The organism is Chryseobacterium mucoviscidosis, assembly GCF_002177115.1.
In the GTDB taxonomy this organism is placed as follows: Bacteria; Bacteroidota; Bacteroidia; order Flavobacteriales; family Weeksellaceae; genus Chryseobacterium; species Chryseobacterium mucoviscidosis.
The window spans coordinates 139,373-154,966 of sequence record NZ_MVAG01000147.1; the positions used below are offsets into that span (position 1 = coordinate 139,373).

General features: G+C 37.8%; 16 protein-coding genes. 6 read left to right on the top strand and 10 right to left on the bottom strand.

The window, feature by feature from the left end; genetic code table 11:
- Positions 1-7: 7 nt before the first annotated feature.
- The 6 genes from B0E34_RS18525 to B0E34_RS18550 form a co-directional block, all read right to left on the bottom strand.
- The gene (locus B0E34_RS18525; RefSeq protein ID WP_087711884.1) at positions 8-889 is read right to left on the bottom strand and encodes an ORF6N domain-containing protein; all 882 of its coding nucleotides are present in this window, start codon (positions 887-889) and stop codon (positions 8-10) included.
- Complete coding sequence (locus B0E34_RS18530) at positions 889-2,973, bottom strand: type IA DNA topoisomerase (RefSeq protein ID WP_087711886.1); 2,085 nt, start codon at positions 2,971-2,973, stop codon at positions 889-891. The genes B0E34_RS18525 and B0E34_RS18530 overlap by 1 nt, the downstream gene beginning before the upstream one ends.
- A gap of 9 nt (positions 2,974-2,982) precedes the next feature.
- Entirely contained in the window at positions 2,983-4,458 is a 1,476-nt protein-coding gene (locus B0E34_RS18535) for a DUF3945 domain-containing protein (protein ID WP_087711888.1), read from the bottom strand.
- A gap of 98 nt (positions 4,459-4,556) precedes the next feature.
- Complete coding sequence (locus B0E34_RS18540) at positions 4,557-4,847, bottom strand: helix-turn-helix domain-containing protein (RefSeq protein ID WP_087711890.1); 291 nt, start codon at positions 4,845-4,847, stop codon at positions 4,557-4,559.
- Between the two features lie 26 nt (positions 4,848-4,873).
- The gene (locus B0E34_RS18545; RefSeq protein WP_087711892.1) at positions 4,874-5,227 is read right to left on the bottom strand and encodes a helix-turn-helix domain-containing protein; all 354 of its coding nucleotides are present in this window, start codon (positions 5,225-5,227) and stop codon (positions 4,874-4,876) included.
- 249 nt (positions 5,228-5,476) lie between these two features.
- A complete protein-coding gene (locus tag B0E34_RS18550) occupies positions 5,477-6,322 on the bottom strand; it encodes an RteC domain-containing protein (RefSeq protein WP_087711894.1) in 846 nt (281 codons plus the stop codon).
- 640 nt (positions 6,323-6,962) lie between these two features.
- Between B0E34_RS18550 and B0E34_RS18555 the strand changes: the two genes are divergently transcribed.
- From B0E34_RS18555 to B0E34_RS18565, 3 genes are all read left to right on the top strand, one after another.
- Entirely contained in the window at positions 6,963-7,931 is a 969-nt protein-coding gene (locus tag B0E34_RS18555) for an ion channel (protein ID WP_087711896.1), read from the top strand.
- Positions 7,932-8,420: a YkgJ family cysteine cluster protein gene (locus B0E34_RS18560; RefSeq protein ID WP_087711898.1), complete on the top strand. Its 489-nt coding sequence runs from the start codon at positions 7,932-7,934 to the stop codon at positions 8,418-8,420.
- A 116-nt stretch (positions 8,421-8,536) separates the two neighbouring features.
- The gene (locus tag B0E34_RS18565; protein ID WP_087711900.1) at positions 8,537-8,881 is read left to right on the top strand and encodes a hypothetical protein; all 345 of its coding nucleotides are present in this window, start codon (positions 8,537-8,539) and stop codon (positions 8,879-8,881) included.
- Between the two features lie 214 nt (positions 8,882-9,095).
- On the opposite strand, the gene B0E34_RS18570 is transcribed toward B0E34_RS18565, so the two are convergent.
- The 4 genes from B0E34_RS18570 to B0E34_RS18585 form a co-directional block, all read right to left on the bottom strand.
- Positions 9,096-9,461 carry an iron chaperone gene (locus B0E34_RS18570; protein WP_087711902.1) on the bottom strand — a complete coding sequence of 122 codons (366 nt, stop codon included), beginning with the start codon at positions 9,459-9,461 and terminating at the stop codon, positions 9,096-9,098.
- Positions 9,462-9,821: 360 nt separating this feature from the next.
- Positions 9,822-11,180 (bottom strand): NADP-specific glutamate dehydrogenase, encoded by a 1,359-nt coding sequence (gene gdhA, locus B0E34_RS18575; protein WP_087711904.1) that lies wholly within the window; start codon positions 11,178-11,180, stop codon positions 9,822-9,824.
- A gap of 190 nt (positions 11,181-11,370) precedes the next feature.
- Entirely contained in the window at positions 11,371-12,480 is a 1,110-nt protein-coding gene (dprA, locus tag B0E34_RS18580; protein WP_087711906.1) for a DNA-processing protein DprA, read from the bottom strand.
- A 36-nt stretch (positions 12,481-12,516) separates the two neighbouring features.
- Complete coding sequence (locus B0E34_RS18585; RefSeq protein WP_087711908.1) at positions 12,517-13,287, bottom strand: rhomboid family intramembrane serine protease; 771 nt, start codon at positions 13,285-13,287, stop codon at positions 12,517-12,519.
- Positions 13,288-13,533: 246 nt separating this feature from the next.
- On the opposite strand from B0E34_RS18585, the gene B0E34_RS18595 reads away from it, so the two are divergent.
- From B0E34_RS18595 to B0E34_RS18605, 3 genes are all read left to right on the top strand, one after another.
- Positions 13,534-14,463 (top strand): DUF3078 domain-containing protein, encoded by a 930-nt coding sequence (locus B0E34_RS18595; RefSeq protein WP_087711911.1) that lies wholly within the window; start codon positions 13,534-13,536, stop codon positions 14,461-14,463.
- A gap of 247 nt (positions 14,464-14,710) precedes the next feature.
- Positions 14,711-15,220, top strand: a complete 510-nt coding sequence (locus B0E34_RS18600; RefSeq protein ID WP_087711913.1) for a hypothetical protein — start codon at positions 14,711-14,713, stop codon at positions 15,218-15,220.
- Complete coding sequence (locus B0E34_RS18605; RefSeq protein WP_087711915.1) at positions 15,217-15,564, top strand: tRNA-binding protein; 348 nt, start codon at positions 15,217-15,219, stop codon at positions 15,562-15,564. Before B0E34_RS18600 ends, B0E34_RS18605 begins: the two co-directional genes overlap by 4 nt.
- Positions 15,565-15,594: the final 30 nt, after the last annotated feature.

Below are 15,594 nucleotides of genomic sequence, written 5' to 3' on the forward strand. Positions count from 1 at the left end.
GGTTTGTTTATTGGTTGTGTAAGATTTGGAGCATCCTGCCAACCTCAATATCCATTCTCGAAAAGGCAAACCATTTCTTGCCCAGGTCTTTGAGTGATGCTCCGATATGGTAGAGTTCCGTATTGTCAATAATTAAAAAGCGGTCGTGAGCATCGGAAAAAATCTCTATCTCAATGGGAGGATATTGGCTGTTGTACCGTTGCACATCCAGCCGTAGCTGATTGCTGCTGCTTTTAGTATAGATTGTTGCGCTTACATTCGTGTTCCGTTTTCCCAATAAGGTCAATACAGTATCATCCACATAGTTATCCAAAAGGATAATGGAGCTTTTGGCACTTCGGATAATATCGGAAACAAAAGCGTAGGCATCAAAAACCTGCCCGTTGTAAAAGACACCTTTTTCGCTGTGGAGTTTGTCGCTTTCCATAGCTTTAAAAATCTCTTCAAATTTTTGGTCAGCTTCCAATTGTTTCAGTTCAATATTATCTAAACGATGAAACAAAGAGGCATTACTGATAAACATACGCCGCATTTCTACAAAGGCTTCCATAATTTCAACACTGACTTTAACCGCTATATCTGAACGGAGTATAGCAGAAGCCATTGCGACCCCTTGTTCGGTAAAAACATAGGGCAGATAACGTCTTCCGCCATAGCTTAAACTTGAGGTTCCAATTTGGAACCTCAAGTTTTCAACTTCCTCTTCGGTCAGTTGAAAGCAGAAAGAAGCAGGAAACCTGTCTATATTTCTTTTTACGGCTTTGTTAAGGTTCTTTGTTTCTACCTGATATAAAGCAGCGAGGTCGCTATCCAACATCACTTGCTTGTCACGTATGGTATAAATCAGGTTCCTGATTTCCTTGCTGATAATGATGGGTTTATTTTCCATTACTTTTTGTAGCTTTTATTTTTATCAAACTCAAAAGAGGTTGTACAATCCTCTTTCAATACGATATACGCATCGAATTTCTTACCTGCCTTGCTTTTCATTCCTTTGATGAGTGAAGTTTTCTTTTTATTGATAAGGCTTTCAATATCGGCTATGCCGATTTGTACGCCACACACATTGCGGAACTGTACCCAACTACAAACCTCATCGGGACACTTCACGATTTTATCACGGATAATGAGTTGCTGGCTTTTGCATTTCGGGCAAACCAATTTAGGCAGGTTGTTTTGGGCAATGGAAGTTTGCAACAATTCATTGGTAATAGATGAAGCATAATTTTCCATTTCCTTTTGAAATGCCCCTGCATCAGTTTCGTTGTTTTCGATTTTCTGCAATACGAGTTCCCATTCGGCAGTCATTGCCACGTCCGCAATTTTCCGTTCTTTAACCAATTCATACACTTGCAATCCCTTTTCGGTAGGGATTAAGGATTTCTTTTCTCGTTGGATATAGTTACGGGTAAACAGGGTTTCGATTATTGCGGCTCTTGTAGCCGGAGTACCGATACCGATATTTTGTAAAGCCTTGCGTTCGTCTTCATTTTCGATTTCCTTTCCAGCAGTTTCCATAGCCGACAAAAGCCCTGCTTCGGTATAAAGCACAGGCGGTTTGGTTTTCTTTTCGAGAACGGAGGCTTCTTTTATTTTGAGTTCATCCCCTTTTTTCAGTTCGGGCAAATCCTGTATAGGTTCGGTATCATCGTCCGTGAAACTTCCCTTAACGGAACGCCAGCCAGCTTCTATGATTTTACAGCCTTTTGCAGTAAAATCGTAATGCAATACCTGTAAACCGACATCGGTTATCTCTTTGATACAGGCCCCGGAAAGGGCTTCGAGCAACCGAAAGGCAATCATATCATAAACGGCATTTTCCTTTGCGTTCAGTGCTGATGGGATTTTGTCTGTAATCAATAATCCGTGGTGGTCGGTAACACGCAAATCGTTCACGATACGTTTATTGAAACGTCCCCATTTCATCTTTGATACGGCTTGCTTGCAGGTTTCCCTGTCCTGCAAAGCCCTCACGAGATTGGGAATTTCTGCCCACATATCTTCGGGAATGTATTTGCTTCCGGTACGGGGATAAGTGATAAACTTCTTTTCGTAAAGACTTTGGGCAATGTTGAGGGTTTCTTCGGCAGAAAGGTTCAGCTTTTTATTGGCTTCCTTCTGCAATCCGGTAAGGTCGAACAATAAAGGAGGTTGTTCTGTAGCGCTTTTGGTTTCTACTGATGTAACTGTTGCCGTTTCGCTTCGCTGAATGGCTTTCAGCGTATCATCGGCAAGTTTTTGGTCTTCCCATTTGGTTTTGGAAAGGCTTTTAAAATCTATCAGTTCTTTGTGGTGTAATAACTGTATCTGCCAATATTTCTTTACCGAGAAATTTTTGTTTTCCAAATAGCGTTTGCATATCAAAGCCAGTGTAGGTGTCTGCACTCTTCCGAGCGAATAAATACCGTTGCCTGCGGCAATGCTCAACGCCTGTGTAGCATTGATGCCCACAAGCCAATCGGCACGGCTTCTGCCTTGTGCCGCCTGATACAATCCGTCAAATTCTTTTCCGTCTTTAAGGTTATCAAAGCCTTGTTTGATGGCTTTTTCGGTAAGCGAGCTTATCCAAAGGCGCTCAAAGGGCTTGTTGCATTTCAGGTATTCATAAATGTACCTGAAAATGAGTTCGCCCTCACGTCCTGCATCGGTGGCTACAATGATGCTGTTACTACGGTTAAAAAGCTGTTCGATGACTTTCAGTTGCTTTAATGCACCCGTATCCGCTGTATAACCTTTGTCTTTTTTGACCTTTCGGACGGTCAGCAAAAACGGGTTTGGGAGTATTGGCAATGATGCTTTATCAAATCCCGAAACCCCGTAATCTTCGGGCATTCCCAATCCTATTAAATGACCGAATGCCCACGTAACAAAATAGCCGTTACCTGTCAGGTAGCCGTCCTTTTTATCGGATGCTCCCACAAGTCCGGCTATTTCCCTTGCTACGCTTGGTTTTTCTGCAATGATTGTTTTCATACTACTTGATTACCTTTTTACGCCTTTGGATTTTGCAGGAGCTTTCGGCTTTTCCTGTTGTTCCTGCTGTTGTTTGTTTTTCGGTCTTTGTTGCCCCGACTTCAAAGGCTCTTTGATGTTTTTGGTCGCTTCGTTGGTTTTGCCCTCTGAATTGACCACAGTTTGTGTTTTATGGGCTTCGACAGGTTTTGCCTGTGCCTTAACTTGGCTTGGAAAGGCAAAATCAGTTTTTCCGGTTTCCTTGTTGAAAGTGATATACCCCTGATACGGTTGCCCTTTCTTATCTTTCAATCCGTCAATGTAAACGGTTTGCCCGGCTTTGAAATCCTTATGCTGCTCATCGGTCAGTTCTTTGCCCCTGAATGTTTTTGGAGCTTCCTGCGGCTGGCTTTGCTGATTGGCTTGTTGATTGTTTTGGGTTTGACCGTTGCTTTGGGTTTGCCTATTGGAATTATTGCGGTCAAACAGGAACTCCACATAACGCTTGTCAGCATTGAACTGTACCGTTGCCGAAAACTCCGTTCCTTTGGCAGAAATCATACCGTCTAACTTTAGCGGTTTGCCCTCCATTAAAGTTTGCTTTTGCTCATCGTTCAGTTTTACGCCTTTAATTTCATCGGGAATTTTTATGAAATCCGTCCGTAAGGCTATCACATCATTGGTTAGCCTGTCTATGCTGATAATGGACGGCATCAGTTCGCCCGTTTTGGAATTGGTCAGGTTAACCACACGCCCCATATTACCTGTTTCGAGCAGGTTCTTTTTGTCCTCATCGGTAAACTTGTGTCCGAAAAACTCAAAATGGAGGTTTGGTTCTTTTTTGATGCCGTGTATTGCTACGATAACATTTCCATCTTCGGCTTGCTGTAAAGACAATCGGGCATCTGTGCGGAGAATAGTACCGCCGAAATTAACGCCTATCGGCAAAAGTTCATTGGTTTTATAACCTCGTAACAAAGGGTCAAGCAGGTTTCTTTTTTCAAGATACTCCTTGCTTAATCCGAGGTTTTTCATTGTGTCCCAATCAATCTGCTCCGGTTTGTAGCGGTACTCGCTGGCTTCCGGTGTTGTTTGTGTTGTTGCCATATTATTTTGATTTTCTTGTTTTTTATCCTGTTGCGGTTCTGTTTTTACTTCGTGTTCTTTCATCACTTTTTCACCTTCGGGAGTGGGCTTATCAACCTGCTTTTGCATTTCCTGTGCTTTTTCAACCGCAATAGGTGCAGGCACTTTGAAGAATGAAAAATTGGTAGGGTTCTTTAACTGGCTGAAAAAATTAGAGAAGAAGTTGGAAAAGAAATCACCGCTTTTGTCCACACGCATAAACTGGTTTTGGTTTTTCTTAGTGGGGTCAACGGTTTCCATTTTCCCGTTCTCGTCAATACTCTTTACGGCTTGGATTTTCATTTTTTCTTTATCCAGCACCAATAATATGTCCGATAATTGTTCGGGCATTTCCTGCTTATTTGTTGTTTCTTCGCTCATAATCTGAAAAATTTAAAGTTTACCGCCGAATGTAAATGAAGCGTTGGCTGTATCGCCCAATGTGGCACTCAAAGGCAGTCTTTGTCTTTCATTGGCGTTCATTTTGAGGGTGGATTAAAACTCTCTCTAATGAACTGATGTACATCGGATAGCTTGTAATACAATTTTCCGCTTATGGTATAATAGGGCAGCTTACCGATGGAGCGATACCGTTGCAGGGAGCGGTTGCTGATTTTAAGCATTTGAAGCAAATCCTGATTATCCAGCAATTCCTCGCCGTCTATGCTGTTGCGTTTCTTTTGCAGTTCATCTATATTGTCGCCCAGCATATCCAAGCGACCTATTAAGCGTTCCATCCACGCCAAAAATTCCATTCTGTCAATATTCATAGGGATATACTTTTAAGGGTTCATACCTATTTTTTATCTATCTTTAGCTTTCTGCCTTTTTCGATATAGCTTTTGCCTTTTGCCATAAGCTCTTGCACAAATTCATCACTGCTCTGTATGGCATTGGTATTGAGCATATCCTTAATTGCTCCTATGGTGTAGAAATACTGACCGTAGATTTTTGAATAAGCAATCTCGCCTTTGGTTCGCATACGCCATAAGGTCTTTTCGCTGATGTGTAGATATTGGCATACCTCGTGGTTATTGAGCCACAGGTCATCATAGCTGGTGTCGTCCAATCTTTTCAGGTAGTCGGCAATGGCATTAATACGGCTGTTTAGCTGTTGCCACGCTTCTTCTTCGATAGTTATAATTTTCATTGCACAGCTTTTAAATGTTCACTATGCAAAATTGTTAAAGGTGGCAGTGTTTGTCTGCCAATCCTTGCCAATTGGTTTGGCGGTTTTTTGAAAATTTTTATAATTAGGGAAACCCCTTGTTTAATAAGGGGTTCAGGGCATTTTGAGTATTTTGTAACAGGGATTTGCCGACATTTGCCAATTGGCAGATATGGGCAAAAAAAAACAGTATATTTTGTGTACTGCTTTGAAATTACTGTACTGAAACAGCTAAAGGTCTTTATCCATATATTCTTCGAGGGATATTTTGAGCTGGTCTAAAAATGCCGTTCGGGAGCCTGCCCTTGTTTTCATTCGGTGGAAAGAGTGATGTATATCGTTTAAGGGAGTTCGGAATAGCACTTGAAAAATCAATGCTAATTTTCGGATGCCTATTTTTCCGTATGCAATGGAATTTGAAGCATACAGGGCATATATCAGTTCGATAAGTGCATTTTGTGAATTTGTCCACGAAATATCCTTGTTTGCTTCCAAATTTTGTAAAATCATATCGGGATTTTCTTCGGGATTTATTTTGGTAAGCATATAAGTGTAAAGCAATTCATTCGCTATAATGTAAGCTATCTTGTTATCATAATAGGTTGAGAAGCTAAGGTCAATTTCAAATACACCACTCTTTAATCCATCGTGGTAATTGATTTGTCCGAGCCTGAAATAAGTATTGTCACGGTCTGTCCTGACTGCACGGTAATATCTGTAAAAATCCTCATTGCAAATCCTTTCTTTATATTCTGATTTGAGGGTTTTTAATTGGTTCTCATAATAGCTTTGATGTATTTTACCATTGCTTACAGGGCAGGTAGTTTCGATGCGGAAGACTTTATTATAGTAAATGAGCTTCCCTAAGATTTGTGGTTTAATGTTCTTGAAAAAGTCAATTTCTTGCTGCTCATTTGTAAATCCATCCTGTATGACTTGGGCTTTTATATTGAACAACATTTCCTTTAGGAACAGGGTCATTTGATAAGCCTCTTCCGCCGTTGGCATCATTTGAGAAGAAAATTTCTCTTCCTGATGATGAATTTGCGCTAATATTTTATTCAACACGATTTTCATAGCATAGTCGTTTAGAAGTTCTCACTATTTGTTTCGGAGTTGCATCTATTGTTGATATGCCAAAATTTGGGAATAATATTGAAACCAATATCACAGTTTTCCCCCAATGGGGAGATTTTTATTGATATTGCGAGTAGAAAGGAAGGACGAAATAAAGGGTAAAGCACTAATGTACTTTACCCTTTATTTATTATATTTGCATCAATGATTTACAAGGTAATCAAATGAAAGCGAGTGCAGTAAGCACCATTACTAAATCGTTACCGATAGAGTTTCCCACTCTTGTAAACTACTCATTATAAGCCGCTTTAGGCTATATTAATCTTTTTCGATAAAAATCCATAGTTAATTGAAAATCAGTGAGAAAAATTTTTGAAGGATTTTTCGGAAATTTTGAAGAGAAAATTGTCTAATTTTTTAGCTTTTTTAGAAGAAAATTAATGTATTCTGTGAGTTGCTTTTTGGTGTTAAAATTCATTTGAAATTTTCATATTTTAGCTAAAAATTTTCATCCATCCTTTTACAAAATTCATCACAACAATATTTTATCTTTGTATGTTGATTTTGATTCGAATTGATAAATCAGTTTATTTTTCAGGTTTAGAATCAACAGAAAAAGTAAAAACAAAATGATATAAAAATGGCACGGGGATTCAGAAAAAAAATTCAGCAGAAAAACACCGAAAACAGTGGTTTTGGCAGCAATGTTTCGGGAAGGTTTATCAACAAAGATGGTCTTCCGAACGTCAACAGAAAAGGGGTGAATATTTTCAACAGATACAGTTGGTACCACACGATGTTGGAACTGTCCAGTTTTCAGTTCATTTCCTATCTTGTTATTGCTTATATTCTGGTTAATTTATTTTTTGCTTTAATCTATTATCTTATCGGAGTAGAACATTTAACAGGAATTGATAAAAGCAATCCTGTGAATGAATTTATTGATGTTTTTTTCTTCAGTTCCCAAACTTTTACAACAGTAAGATACGGAAGAATTGCTCCTGTAGGTTTTACAGCCAGTCTTGTCGCTACCTTTGAAGCTTTTCTGGGATTGCTTACCTTTGCCATTGCAACGGGACTTTTCTACGGGAGGTTCTCAAGACCGAGAGCATATCTGAAATTTTCTGAAATTGCCGTTATCGCACCATTTAAAGAAACTTCAGCTTTGATGTTCAGACTGGCACCTTATAAAAATAATGCGCTAACAGACGCCGAAGTTGTTATTACCACGGCTATTGAAGTGGTAGAAAACGGTACACCGAGAAGTAATTTTTATCAGTTGAAAACGCAGTTCAGCAAAATCAATACATTGGCTCTGAACTGGACAATTGTTCATGAAATTGATGAAGAATCCCCTTTTTATGGATTTTCAGAAGAGGATTTTAAAAATACAGGAATTGAAATTATTGTGCATATCCGTGCTTTTGATGAGGTTTTTTCCAATACGGTGGTTCAGAGAACTTCTTATATAACCAAAGAAATCGTGTACGGAGCAAAATTCATCCCGATGTATTATCCTGATAAAGATAATCTTTCCACGGTGCTGAATCTGGATAAAATAAGTGAGTATCAAAAAGCAAAACTTCCCGTATTGGTGGAAGAAGAATAAATGGATTTAGAATTTTATAAAAAACAGGCATTACAAAAACAAAAGGAACATAAAAAATTTCTCGACGGACTGAAAAAGAAACCACCAAAAAATCTGGATTATGTGGTTCAGGAAACGCATGAAGAGGTTTTTGAAAAAATAGACTGTCTGCAATGCGCCAATTGCTGTAAAACAACAGGACCGCTTTATACCGAAAAAGATATTGAAAGAATTTCTAAGCATCTCCGCATGAAACCTGCCGATTTTGAAGCAAAATTCCTGCGTGTAGATGAAGATAATGATAAAGTTCTGCAAAATTTGCCGTGCTTTTTTTTAAATGAAGACAATACCTGCTCTATCTATGAAGTGCGTCCGAAAGCGTGCAGAGAATATCCCCATACCGACAGAAAGAAGATCTACCAGATCAATAATTTAATGATCAAAAACACCGTGATCTGTCCCGCTGCATACGAATTTGTAGAGCGAATTATGAAAAATTTAGGAAAATAATATACAATTCAAAATCCGTCTTAAATAATTATAAAGTCCGTTAAATAAAGACTTCACACATAATATTAGATAAAACAGCGGCGTTTAAGTTAAACAACCATTTAAATATTAATATTATGAAAAAGTTAGTTTTAACAGCAGCGTTTACATTAGTCGGAGTAATCGCAGTATCGGCTCAGACGGTAACATCACAACAAAATCCGTCCACAAATTCTAATAATCCATCGACCACTCAGACCCAACAGAATTCACAGGCAACCACCAACTGGGAGACAACTTCCGGAACGTCAAGCCAAAACCAAAATACAGGCGCCACTGCCACTGTTGAAGCAACAACATCCGCCACAACAGCATCCCCAGAAACCACTGTAAATGCCAATACAGAACCTGTAACAGACACCACCAAATCCACAGAAGCTATAAAAGAAGAAAAGAAATCCAAGAAGAAAAAGTCGAAGTAAGTATTTAAATTTTTAAGAAATAGAAAGAAGATCCTGAAATGTAATGTTTCAGGATTTTTTGTAAATGGCAAACGGTATAATTTATCTTAAATAATTATAAATCAAGTTAAAAGAAGTAGAGATCATGAATTTTGTACGAAAGTTGTATTTAACATAATATCAAATTTTGAATGAATAATCGATATGCAAATAAAGAGAATCCTGAATCATATTTTCAGGATTTTTTGTGATTTATTTCTTCAAGTCTGAACTGAACAATTTTCTTTATTAAATTTTCAGGAAGATCCTCTTTTACAGGAAACTGTACCGCTCCTTTTGAAAATTTATAATTGCTTTTTTTAAATTCCTTTTCGAATCTTTTTATTCCTTCTGCTCCGGGATAAAAGCCAATATGTTTTTTATACCCTGCAAAATAGACCAACGGCTTATTTTTATATCTGAAAGCGGGCATCTGATAGCCAATATACTCTTCAATTTCAGAACTTTGTGAAAGAATCAGCTTTCTGAGATTTTCTAATTTATCCCGAATCTCCGGAAACAGAGCAATATATTCATCAATATTTTTAAATGTATTTTTCATGAATTAAATGTAATGATTTTTCACTTTTTTGGCAGTTCTTATTATCATTCAGAACGAAGCGTAGCGAAGTGAAGAATCTGTCTTTGGTTGAGACGTTATAGATTTTTCCTATGTCGAAATGACATGAAGATGTTAATTTCATTTGAATTAAAATGATTATCATTAACTTAATGAAATGCTTTCACGATCGAAAATATTCAGTATCATTTGAAAACAGGACCTTGCGAACGTAGCGTTAAAAACAAAAAAAAGCGCTGAATAATCAACGCTTTCTCCTTTCACTTTTTACTTTTTTCCCATTTATAATCCCGGGAACAGGTTATATGAAAAAAGGTCGGGAATTTTCCCAACCTTTGTATTTTATACTACTCCCTGAGCTAACATTGCTTCTGCAACTTTCACGAATCCGGCGATATTGGCACCTTTTACGTAGTTTACATAGCCGTCTTCTTCTTTTCCGTAGTCTCTGCACGCTTTGTGAATTCCGATCATGATCTCTTTCAGCCTTGCATCAACTTCTTCAGAAGTCCAATTCAGACGGATTGAGTTTTGCGTCATTTCAAGACCTGAAGTCGCAACACCACCCGCGTTTGAAGCTTTCCCCGGAGAGAACAATACTTTATTGTCTAAGAAATAGTTGATCGCATCAAGTGTAGAAGGCATGTTTGCCGCTTCTGTTACACAAACACATCCGTTTTCCACCAACAATTTAGCATCTTCCAGATCTAATTCGTTTTGGGTTGCAGAAGGGATCGCAACATCACACTTCACTTCCCAAGGACGTTTTCCAGCGAAAAATTCCGCAGAAGGATATTTCTTCACATAATCTTCAGCTCTGTTGTTTCCGGAAGATCTCAATTCCAATAAATAATCGATCTTATCTCCGTCGATTCCATCTTTATCATACACGTAACCGTCCGGTCCGGAAATCGTTACTACTTTTCCTCCCAGTTCGTTTACTTTTTTAATAACTCCCCAAGCTACGTTTCCAAAACCTGAAACCGTTACCGTTTTATCTTTGAAAGTCTGTCCGATCGTTTTAAGCATCTGCTCCGCGAAGTAAACAACACCGTATCCTGTAGCTTCAGGACGGATTAATGAACCTCCGTACGCAAGACCTTTTCCTGTAAGAACTCCCGTAAACTCGTTTCTGATTTTTTTGTATTGTCCGAATAAATATCCGATCTCTCTTGCTCCTACTCCGATGTCTCCCGCAGGAACGTCTGTTTCAGGACCAATGTGTTTGCACATTTCCGTCATGAAAGCCTGGCAGAAACGCATTACTTCCATATCGGATTTTCCTTGCGGATCAAAGTCTGAACCTCCTTTTCCACCACCCATAGGAAGCGTTGTTAAAGAGTTTTTAAACACCTGCTCGAAAGCTAAGAATTTAAGAACAGAAAGGTTTACGGTAGGATGGAAACGGATTCCTCCTTTGTAAGGTCCGATTGCAGAGTTCATCTGGATTCTGAACCCTCTGTTTACCTGGATCTCTCCTTTATCGTCAACCCATGGAACTCTGAAGATGATAATTCTTTCAGCTTCCGCCATTCTTTCTAGAAGCTTCATTCCCGTATATTCCTTTTTCGTTAAGATAAACGGAATTACAGTTACCGCAACTTCTTTTACTGCTTGTAAAAATTCTGGCTCATTAGGGTTTTTTGCCTCAATTTTAGCTATAAATTCTTGGATTTTCTGGTCAATATTATATTGTTCCATATATTAGGGTTGAATATTATTGCCAACAAATTTAATTTTTTTTTCAAGATTCACAACACCCTAAATAACAATTGTTGAAAATTTAATAATATAATGACTTAATATTATTAAATCAGTAATTCAATCATTAATTTTATTAAAAATTAAATGTTATGTTTAAAATAATGCAATATTAAGAAATCGTTAATTGTTATATTGCTAAAAATTGTCTCCCTGAAAATGATTTTACTCTTCCTAAAAGCTCCAATTCTAAAATTACAGGCAAAATTTTGTGTGAAGAAAGGTCTGTTTTATCAGCAAGATCGTCCAAAGAAATCTGTGGATTATCGACAATAATTTTAAATATTTTACTCTGATTTTCAGATAATTGAATAAAAACTTCACTGCGTGGAAACAATTCTTCCATTCTGCTCTCCGGATTATTAAATCCTAAATTTTCAACAAGATCTTTTATCGTGGAAATTGCTGAAGCTTTGTTCTGAAAAATCAGATGATTACAGCCCTGACTCTGCTTGTCCGTAATTTTTCCGGGAAGCGCAAATACTTCGCGGTTGTACTGATTGGCAAACGTTGCCGTGCTGATTGAACCGCCTCCAAAAGCTGTTTCCACCACAACTGTCGCAGGGGAAATTCCGGCTACAATTCTGTTTCTCTGAATAAAATTTTCGCGGTCCGGCTTTTTGGATGAATTGAATTCTGTAAATAAAGCTCCTCCTTCTTCAAGAATTTTTTCTGATAATTTTTTGTTTTTTGAAGGATACAATGTGTGAAAACCATGTGCTAAAACGGCAACCGTAGAAACCTGATGATGAAGAGACTGCTCATGAACTTCTTTATCTACTCCCAAAGCCAGACCGCTCACCGAAATAAAATTACCGGAAGACGTTTCCTGAAAAAACTCTTCAATAAACTGTTTTCCGTAGGAAGTCATATTTCTAGTTCCTACCATGCTTATTTTTGGTTTAGCATCGTCAAAATGTCCTTTTTGGTAAAGAACAGCAGGTGCGTCGTCGCACTCGTGCAGAAGTTTAGGAAGATCATGGAGATGTCTGAGATTAATTTTAATTTGGTTTGCTTCACAAAATTTCAGTTCGTTTTCAGCAAACTTCAGATGAGCAGGATTTCCGATGTCTGAAATCATTTTAGATCCGAATCCGTCCAGTTTTTTGTATTCCTTTTTGGTGTTTTCCCAAGCGTTCTTTGCACTTCCGAAAGTACGGACAAGTTTATAAAAATTGATATCTCCGATTAAATTACACTCGCGCAGAGCAATGGAATAAAGATGTTCTTCAGAATACATTTGTGTTGTTTTCACAAATGTAGAAATTTTTTAAAATTATTTCCCTCTCAGTTCATCCAGTCTTTCCCAGATATCGTCTTTCTTTTTGTAAGGCAGCTCCATAAAATCTTCGGGATGATTTTCTTTATATTGCTGCCAGAGTTTATCATCTTTTTCGCTGTAATAATTTGGAAATTCCCAGATGAACTTCTTCTTTTTATCGCCTACTTTCTTAAATAAGAGAGCCAGAATTACGCCTACAATTCCACCTGCAAGATGCGCCTGCCATGAAATTTTACTGGGTTCCTGAAGGTTGGAAAACAGTTCTTCGGGAAGCATTCCCCAGATCAGACTTCCATAATACAGAACAACCAACAGAGAAATTGTGAGCAGTTTCATATTCCACTTAAAAACTCCGCTGAAAAAAAGGAAAAATGCAAGAACATAAACTACTCCACTCGCTCCGATGGTACAGGTATAAAGATAATCTCCCGTCATGATATCAATAGGCGGAAGAAGCCAAACCAAAAATCCTGTAGCAAGCCAGCCCGTGATAAACACTTTATTGGCAACCAAAGGATAAAACTGGTACAGCAAAAACATAAGCACCGCGATCGGGATAGAATTTCCTACGATATGCTCCATGTTTCCGTGTAGAAGAGGTGACGTTATAATTCCCAATAAGCCTTCCGGCAACAACGGAATGATCGCCCCGAAACAGCTCTGAAAAAAGCCCTGCATCTGTAAAAAGAAACCCAGCCACATTGCTGCAAGCATAAGTAAAGGATAAAGCAGCGCTTTTTTGGAAATTATATTGTTTTTTAACATAAAGATTTTACGTCAAATGAAAAGCCAAGGATAAATTTCGGAAAAATTGTCGATGAAAAATCTATTTAATTTTTTATTTCAGCCAAAAAGTAATGATTTTCACTGCTTTTTAAACAAAAGTTCTCTGTTTTGTCATCGAAATTCAAAAAGTAAAGGCTGAAAACCATTCTTAAAACTGAATTTCCTTCTGTAAAATTTATATTTAATATTTTTGTAAGGAATTTTGTATAATGAAATCCTGAACTCATGAAGAAGTTTTTATTCACACTCTCTCTTTCTCTGGGAATTGTTGCCAATGCACAAGTTGTTATTACAGACACCGCAGCCATTAAAGTAGATACCGTTAAACACTGGTCGGTTTTAGGAAAACAGTCGCTGATGATTAATCAGGCAGCATTTTCTAACTGGGTAGGTGGAGGAGCCAACAATGTGGGATGGCTTGCTGCGCTGGATTATAACATCACGTATGAAAAAGATAAAGATCTTTGGGAAAACATCATCCTCTTAAATTACGGACAAAATGATACGAAAGGAGTTGGTGTAAGAAAAACGCAGGATGTTATTAATGTTTCCACTAATTACGGAAGGAGGTTTTCAAAAAGCTGGTATCTTTCCGTAGGAGCGGGTCTGATTTCTCAGTTTTCTGCGGGATATGAAGACGGAAATAATCCGGAAGCAAAAAAAATATCTAATTTTATGGCTCCCGGTTATCTGAATGTCGGGATGGGGATTACGTACAGACCGAATGATAACGTAAATGTTACCCTTCGTCCGAGCAACGCGAGATGGGCTTTTGTGCTGGATAAAGATCTTCAGCTTGCAGGAAATTACGGTTTAAAAGCAGACGGAGATTCCTCGATTTTACAATATGGTTTTCTGGGAACGGCTTATTATAAATTCAATTTGATGGAGAACGTAAATATTACCAATACAGCATCCGTTTTCTCCAATTATCTGGATCATCCGGAAAGATTGGTTCTTGCGTATGGAATGATCTTAAATTTAAAGGTTAATAAATTCATTTCGTCCAATATAACAGTGGATGTAATGTACGACCACAATCAGGTTCAGAAAACACAGCTTAAACAGACGTTGGGCGTTGGTTTTGCCTATACTTTAAATAATGGCGTAAAGCGTTCCGACAGAAAAGACAGCCAATGGTGGATTAAAAAATAAAATCATCAATGATCATATTTTTCCCTCAACAGATTTATTGAGGGATTTTTTTGAATATCCTTTAATTTTACATGAGTTCAATGTAAAGATTCCGAATCAAAATTGGCTAAAGCCATTCCTATTGATGTTTTTGTATTGTTTTGCATCGAACCCACATTAATGTTTTCGTCTTTATTTGATATTTTCCTTTGTAAAAAACCGGGATAATCTTTTGATTTTAATACATTTGTTAAAACATATATAAAAGATGAATTTCGAACAGGTTGCTTTACATTTAGAAGCTTACAGGGAACACGACCAGATCATTGATGCGGCAGAATACATCATCCGCTCTTTCAATCTCGAACATGAAAACTTTGAAGGATTTGGTCTTCGTGATGAGGTTTTCCCGAATTCTCTCGTTCTAACGGCAGAAGGCGTTTTAGGAAGCCCGCAAAAAGTAATGATCCCTAAAAATTTATTCGATTTTGATCTGAATCTGGTTTTGAATTTAATTGCTCACGAAATGCTGCATGTAAGGCAGAAAGCTCCGGGACACGTTATTGAAGAAAAAAGCGAAAGGGAATTTCAGGCGTATTACGAAATGCTTTTTCATAAGGTTTTTCCTCAGATTCCTGAAGTATCCGATTTTTATAAGAAAGATTTTGCTCATAAAGCACTCGAATACTACAAAAGAATGGGCGAAGGTTCTGAACTGCAGAAAAAATATGCTGAACAGAAACTTGAAGTAGAACAATTAATCAACTCGTTATCATGATGATGAAACCTGAAATCTCATGGGAGGATTTTGAAAAAATAGACATTCGCTGCGGAACCATTATTGCTGTGAACGATTTTGAAAAGGCAAGAAATCCCTCTTATCAGCTCGAAATAGATTTTGGAGATTTAGGCATTAAAAAATCTTCCGCTCAGATAACTTCATTATACCAGAAAGAAGAATTAATTGGTCAGCAGATTTTGGCTGTCGTTAATTTTCCTAAAAAACAGATCGCCAATTTTTTCAGCGAATGTCTGGTTTTGGGTGTTTATGGTGAAAATAAAAAAGATGTTACCCTTTTAACCCCTTCATTACCCACAAAGAACGGAATGCAGGTAGGATAAGTTTTAAAACATCTGTGAATATAGAAAAAC

Bases quoted from the DNA above. Each gene is read 5' to 3' on its own strand.
- B0E34_RS18525 (WP_087711884.1), bottom strand. From the start codon at position 889: ATGGAAAATAAACCCATCATTATCAGCAAGGAAATCAGGAACCTGATT.
- B0E34_RS18530 (WP_087711886.1), bottom strand. From the start codon at position 2,973: ATGAAAACAATCATTGCAGAAAAACCAAGCGTAGCAAGGGAAATAGCC.
- B0E34_RS18535 (WP_087711888.1), bottom strand. From the start codon at position 4,458: ATGAGCGAAGAAACAACAAATAAGCAGGAAATGCCCGAACAATTATCG.
- B0E34_RS18540 (WP_087711890.1), bottom strand. From the start codon at position 4,847: ATGAATATTGACAGAATGGAATTTTTGGCGTGGATGGAACGCTTAATA.
- B0E34_RS18545 (WP_087711892.1), bottom strand. From the start codon at position 5,227: ATGAAAATTATAACTATCGAAGAAGAAGCGTGGCAACAGCTAAACAGC.
- B0E34_RS18550 (WP_087711894.1), bottom strand. From the start codon at position 6,322: ATGAAAATCGTGTTGAATAAAATATTAGCGCAAATTCATCATCAGGAA.
- B0E34_RS18555 (WP_087711896.1), top strand. From the start codon at position 6,963: ATGGCACGGGGATTCAGAAAAAAAATTCAGCAGAAAAACACCGAAAAC.
- B0E34_RS18560 (WP_087711898.1), top strand. From the start codon at position 7,932: ATGGATTTAGAATTTTATAAAAAACAGGCATTACAAAAACAAAAGGAA.
- B0E34_RS18565 (WP_087711900.1), top strand. From the start codon at position 8,537: ATGAAAAAGTTAGTTTTAACAGCAGCGTTTACATTAGTCGGAGTAATC.
- B0E34_RS18570 (WP_087711902.1), bottom strand. From the start codon at position 9,461: ATGAAAAATACATTTAAAAATATTGATGAATATATTGCTCTGTTTCCG.
- gdhA (WP_087711904.1), bottom strand. From the start codon at position 11,180: ATGGAACAATATAATATTGACCAGAAAATCCAAGAATTTATAGCTAAA.
- dprA (WP_087711906.1), bottom strand. From the start codon at position 12,480: ATGTATTCTGAAGAACATCTTTATTCCATTGCTCTGCGCGAGTGTAAT.
- B0E34_RS18585 (WP_087711908.1), bottom strand. From the start codon at position 13,287: ATGTTAAAAAACAATATAATTTCCAAAAAAGCGCTGCTTTATCCTTTA.
- B0E34_RS18595 (WP_087711911.1), top strand. From the start codon at position 13,534: ATGAAGAAGTTTTTATTCACACTCTCTCTTTCTCTGGGAATTGTTGCC.
- B0E34_RS18600 (WP_087711913.1), top strand. From the start codon at position 14,711: ATGAATTTCGAACAGGTTGCTTTACATTTAGAAGCTTACAGGGAACAC.
- B0E34_RS18605 (WP_087711915.1), top strand. From the start codon at position 15,217: ATGATGATGAAACCTGAAATCTCATGGGAGGATTTTGAAAAAATAGAC.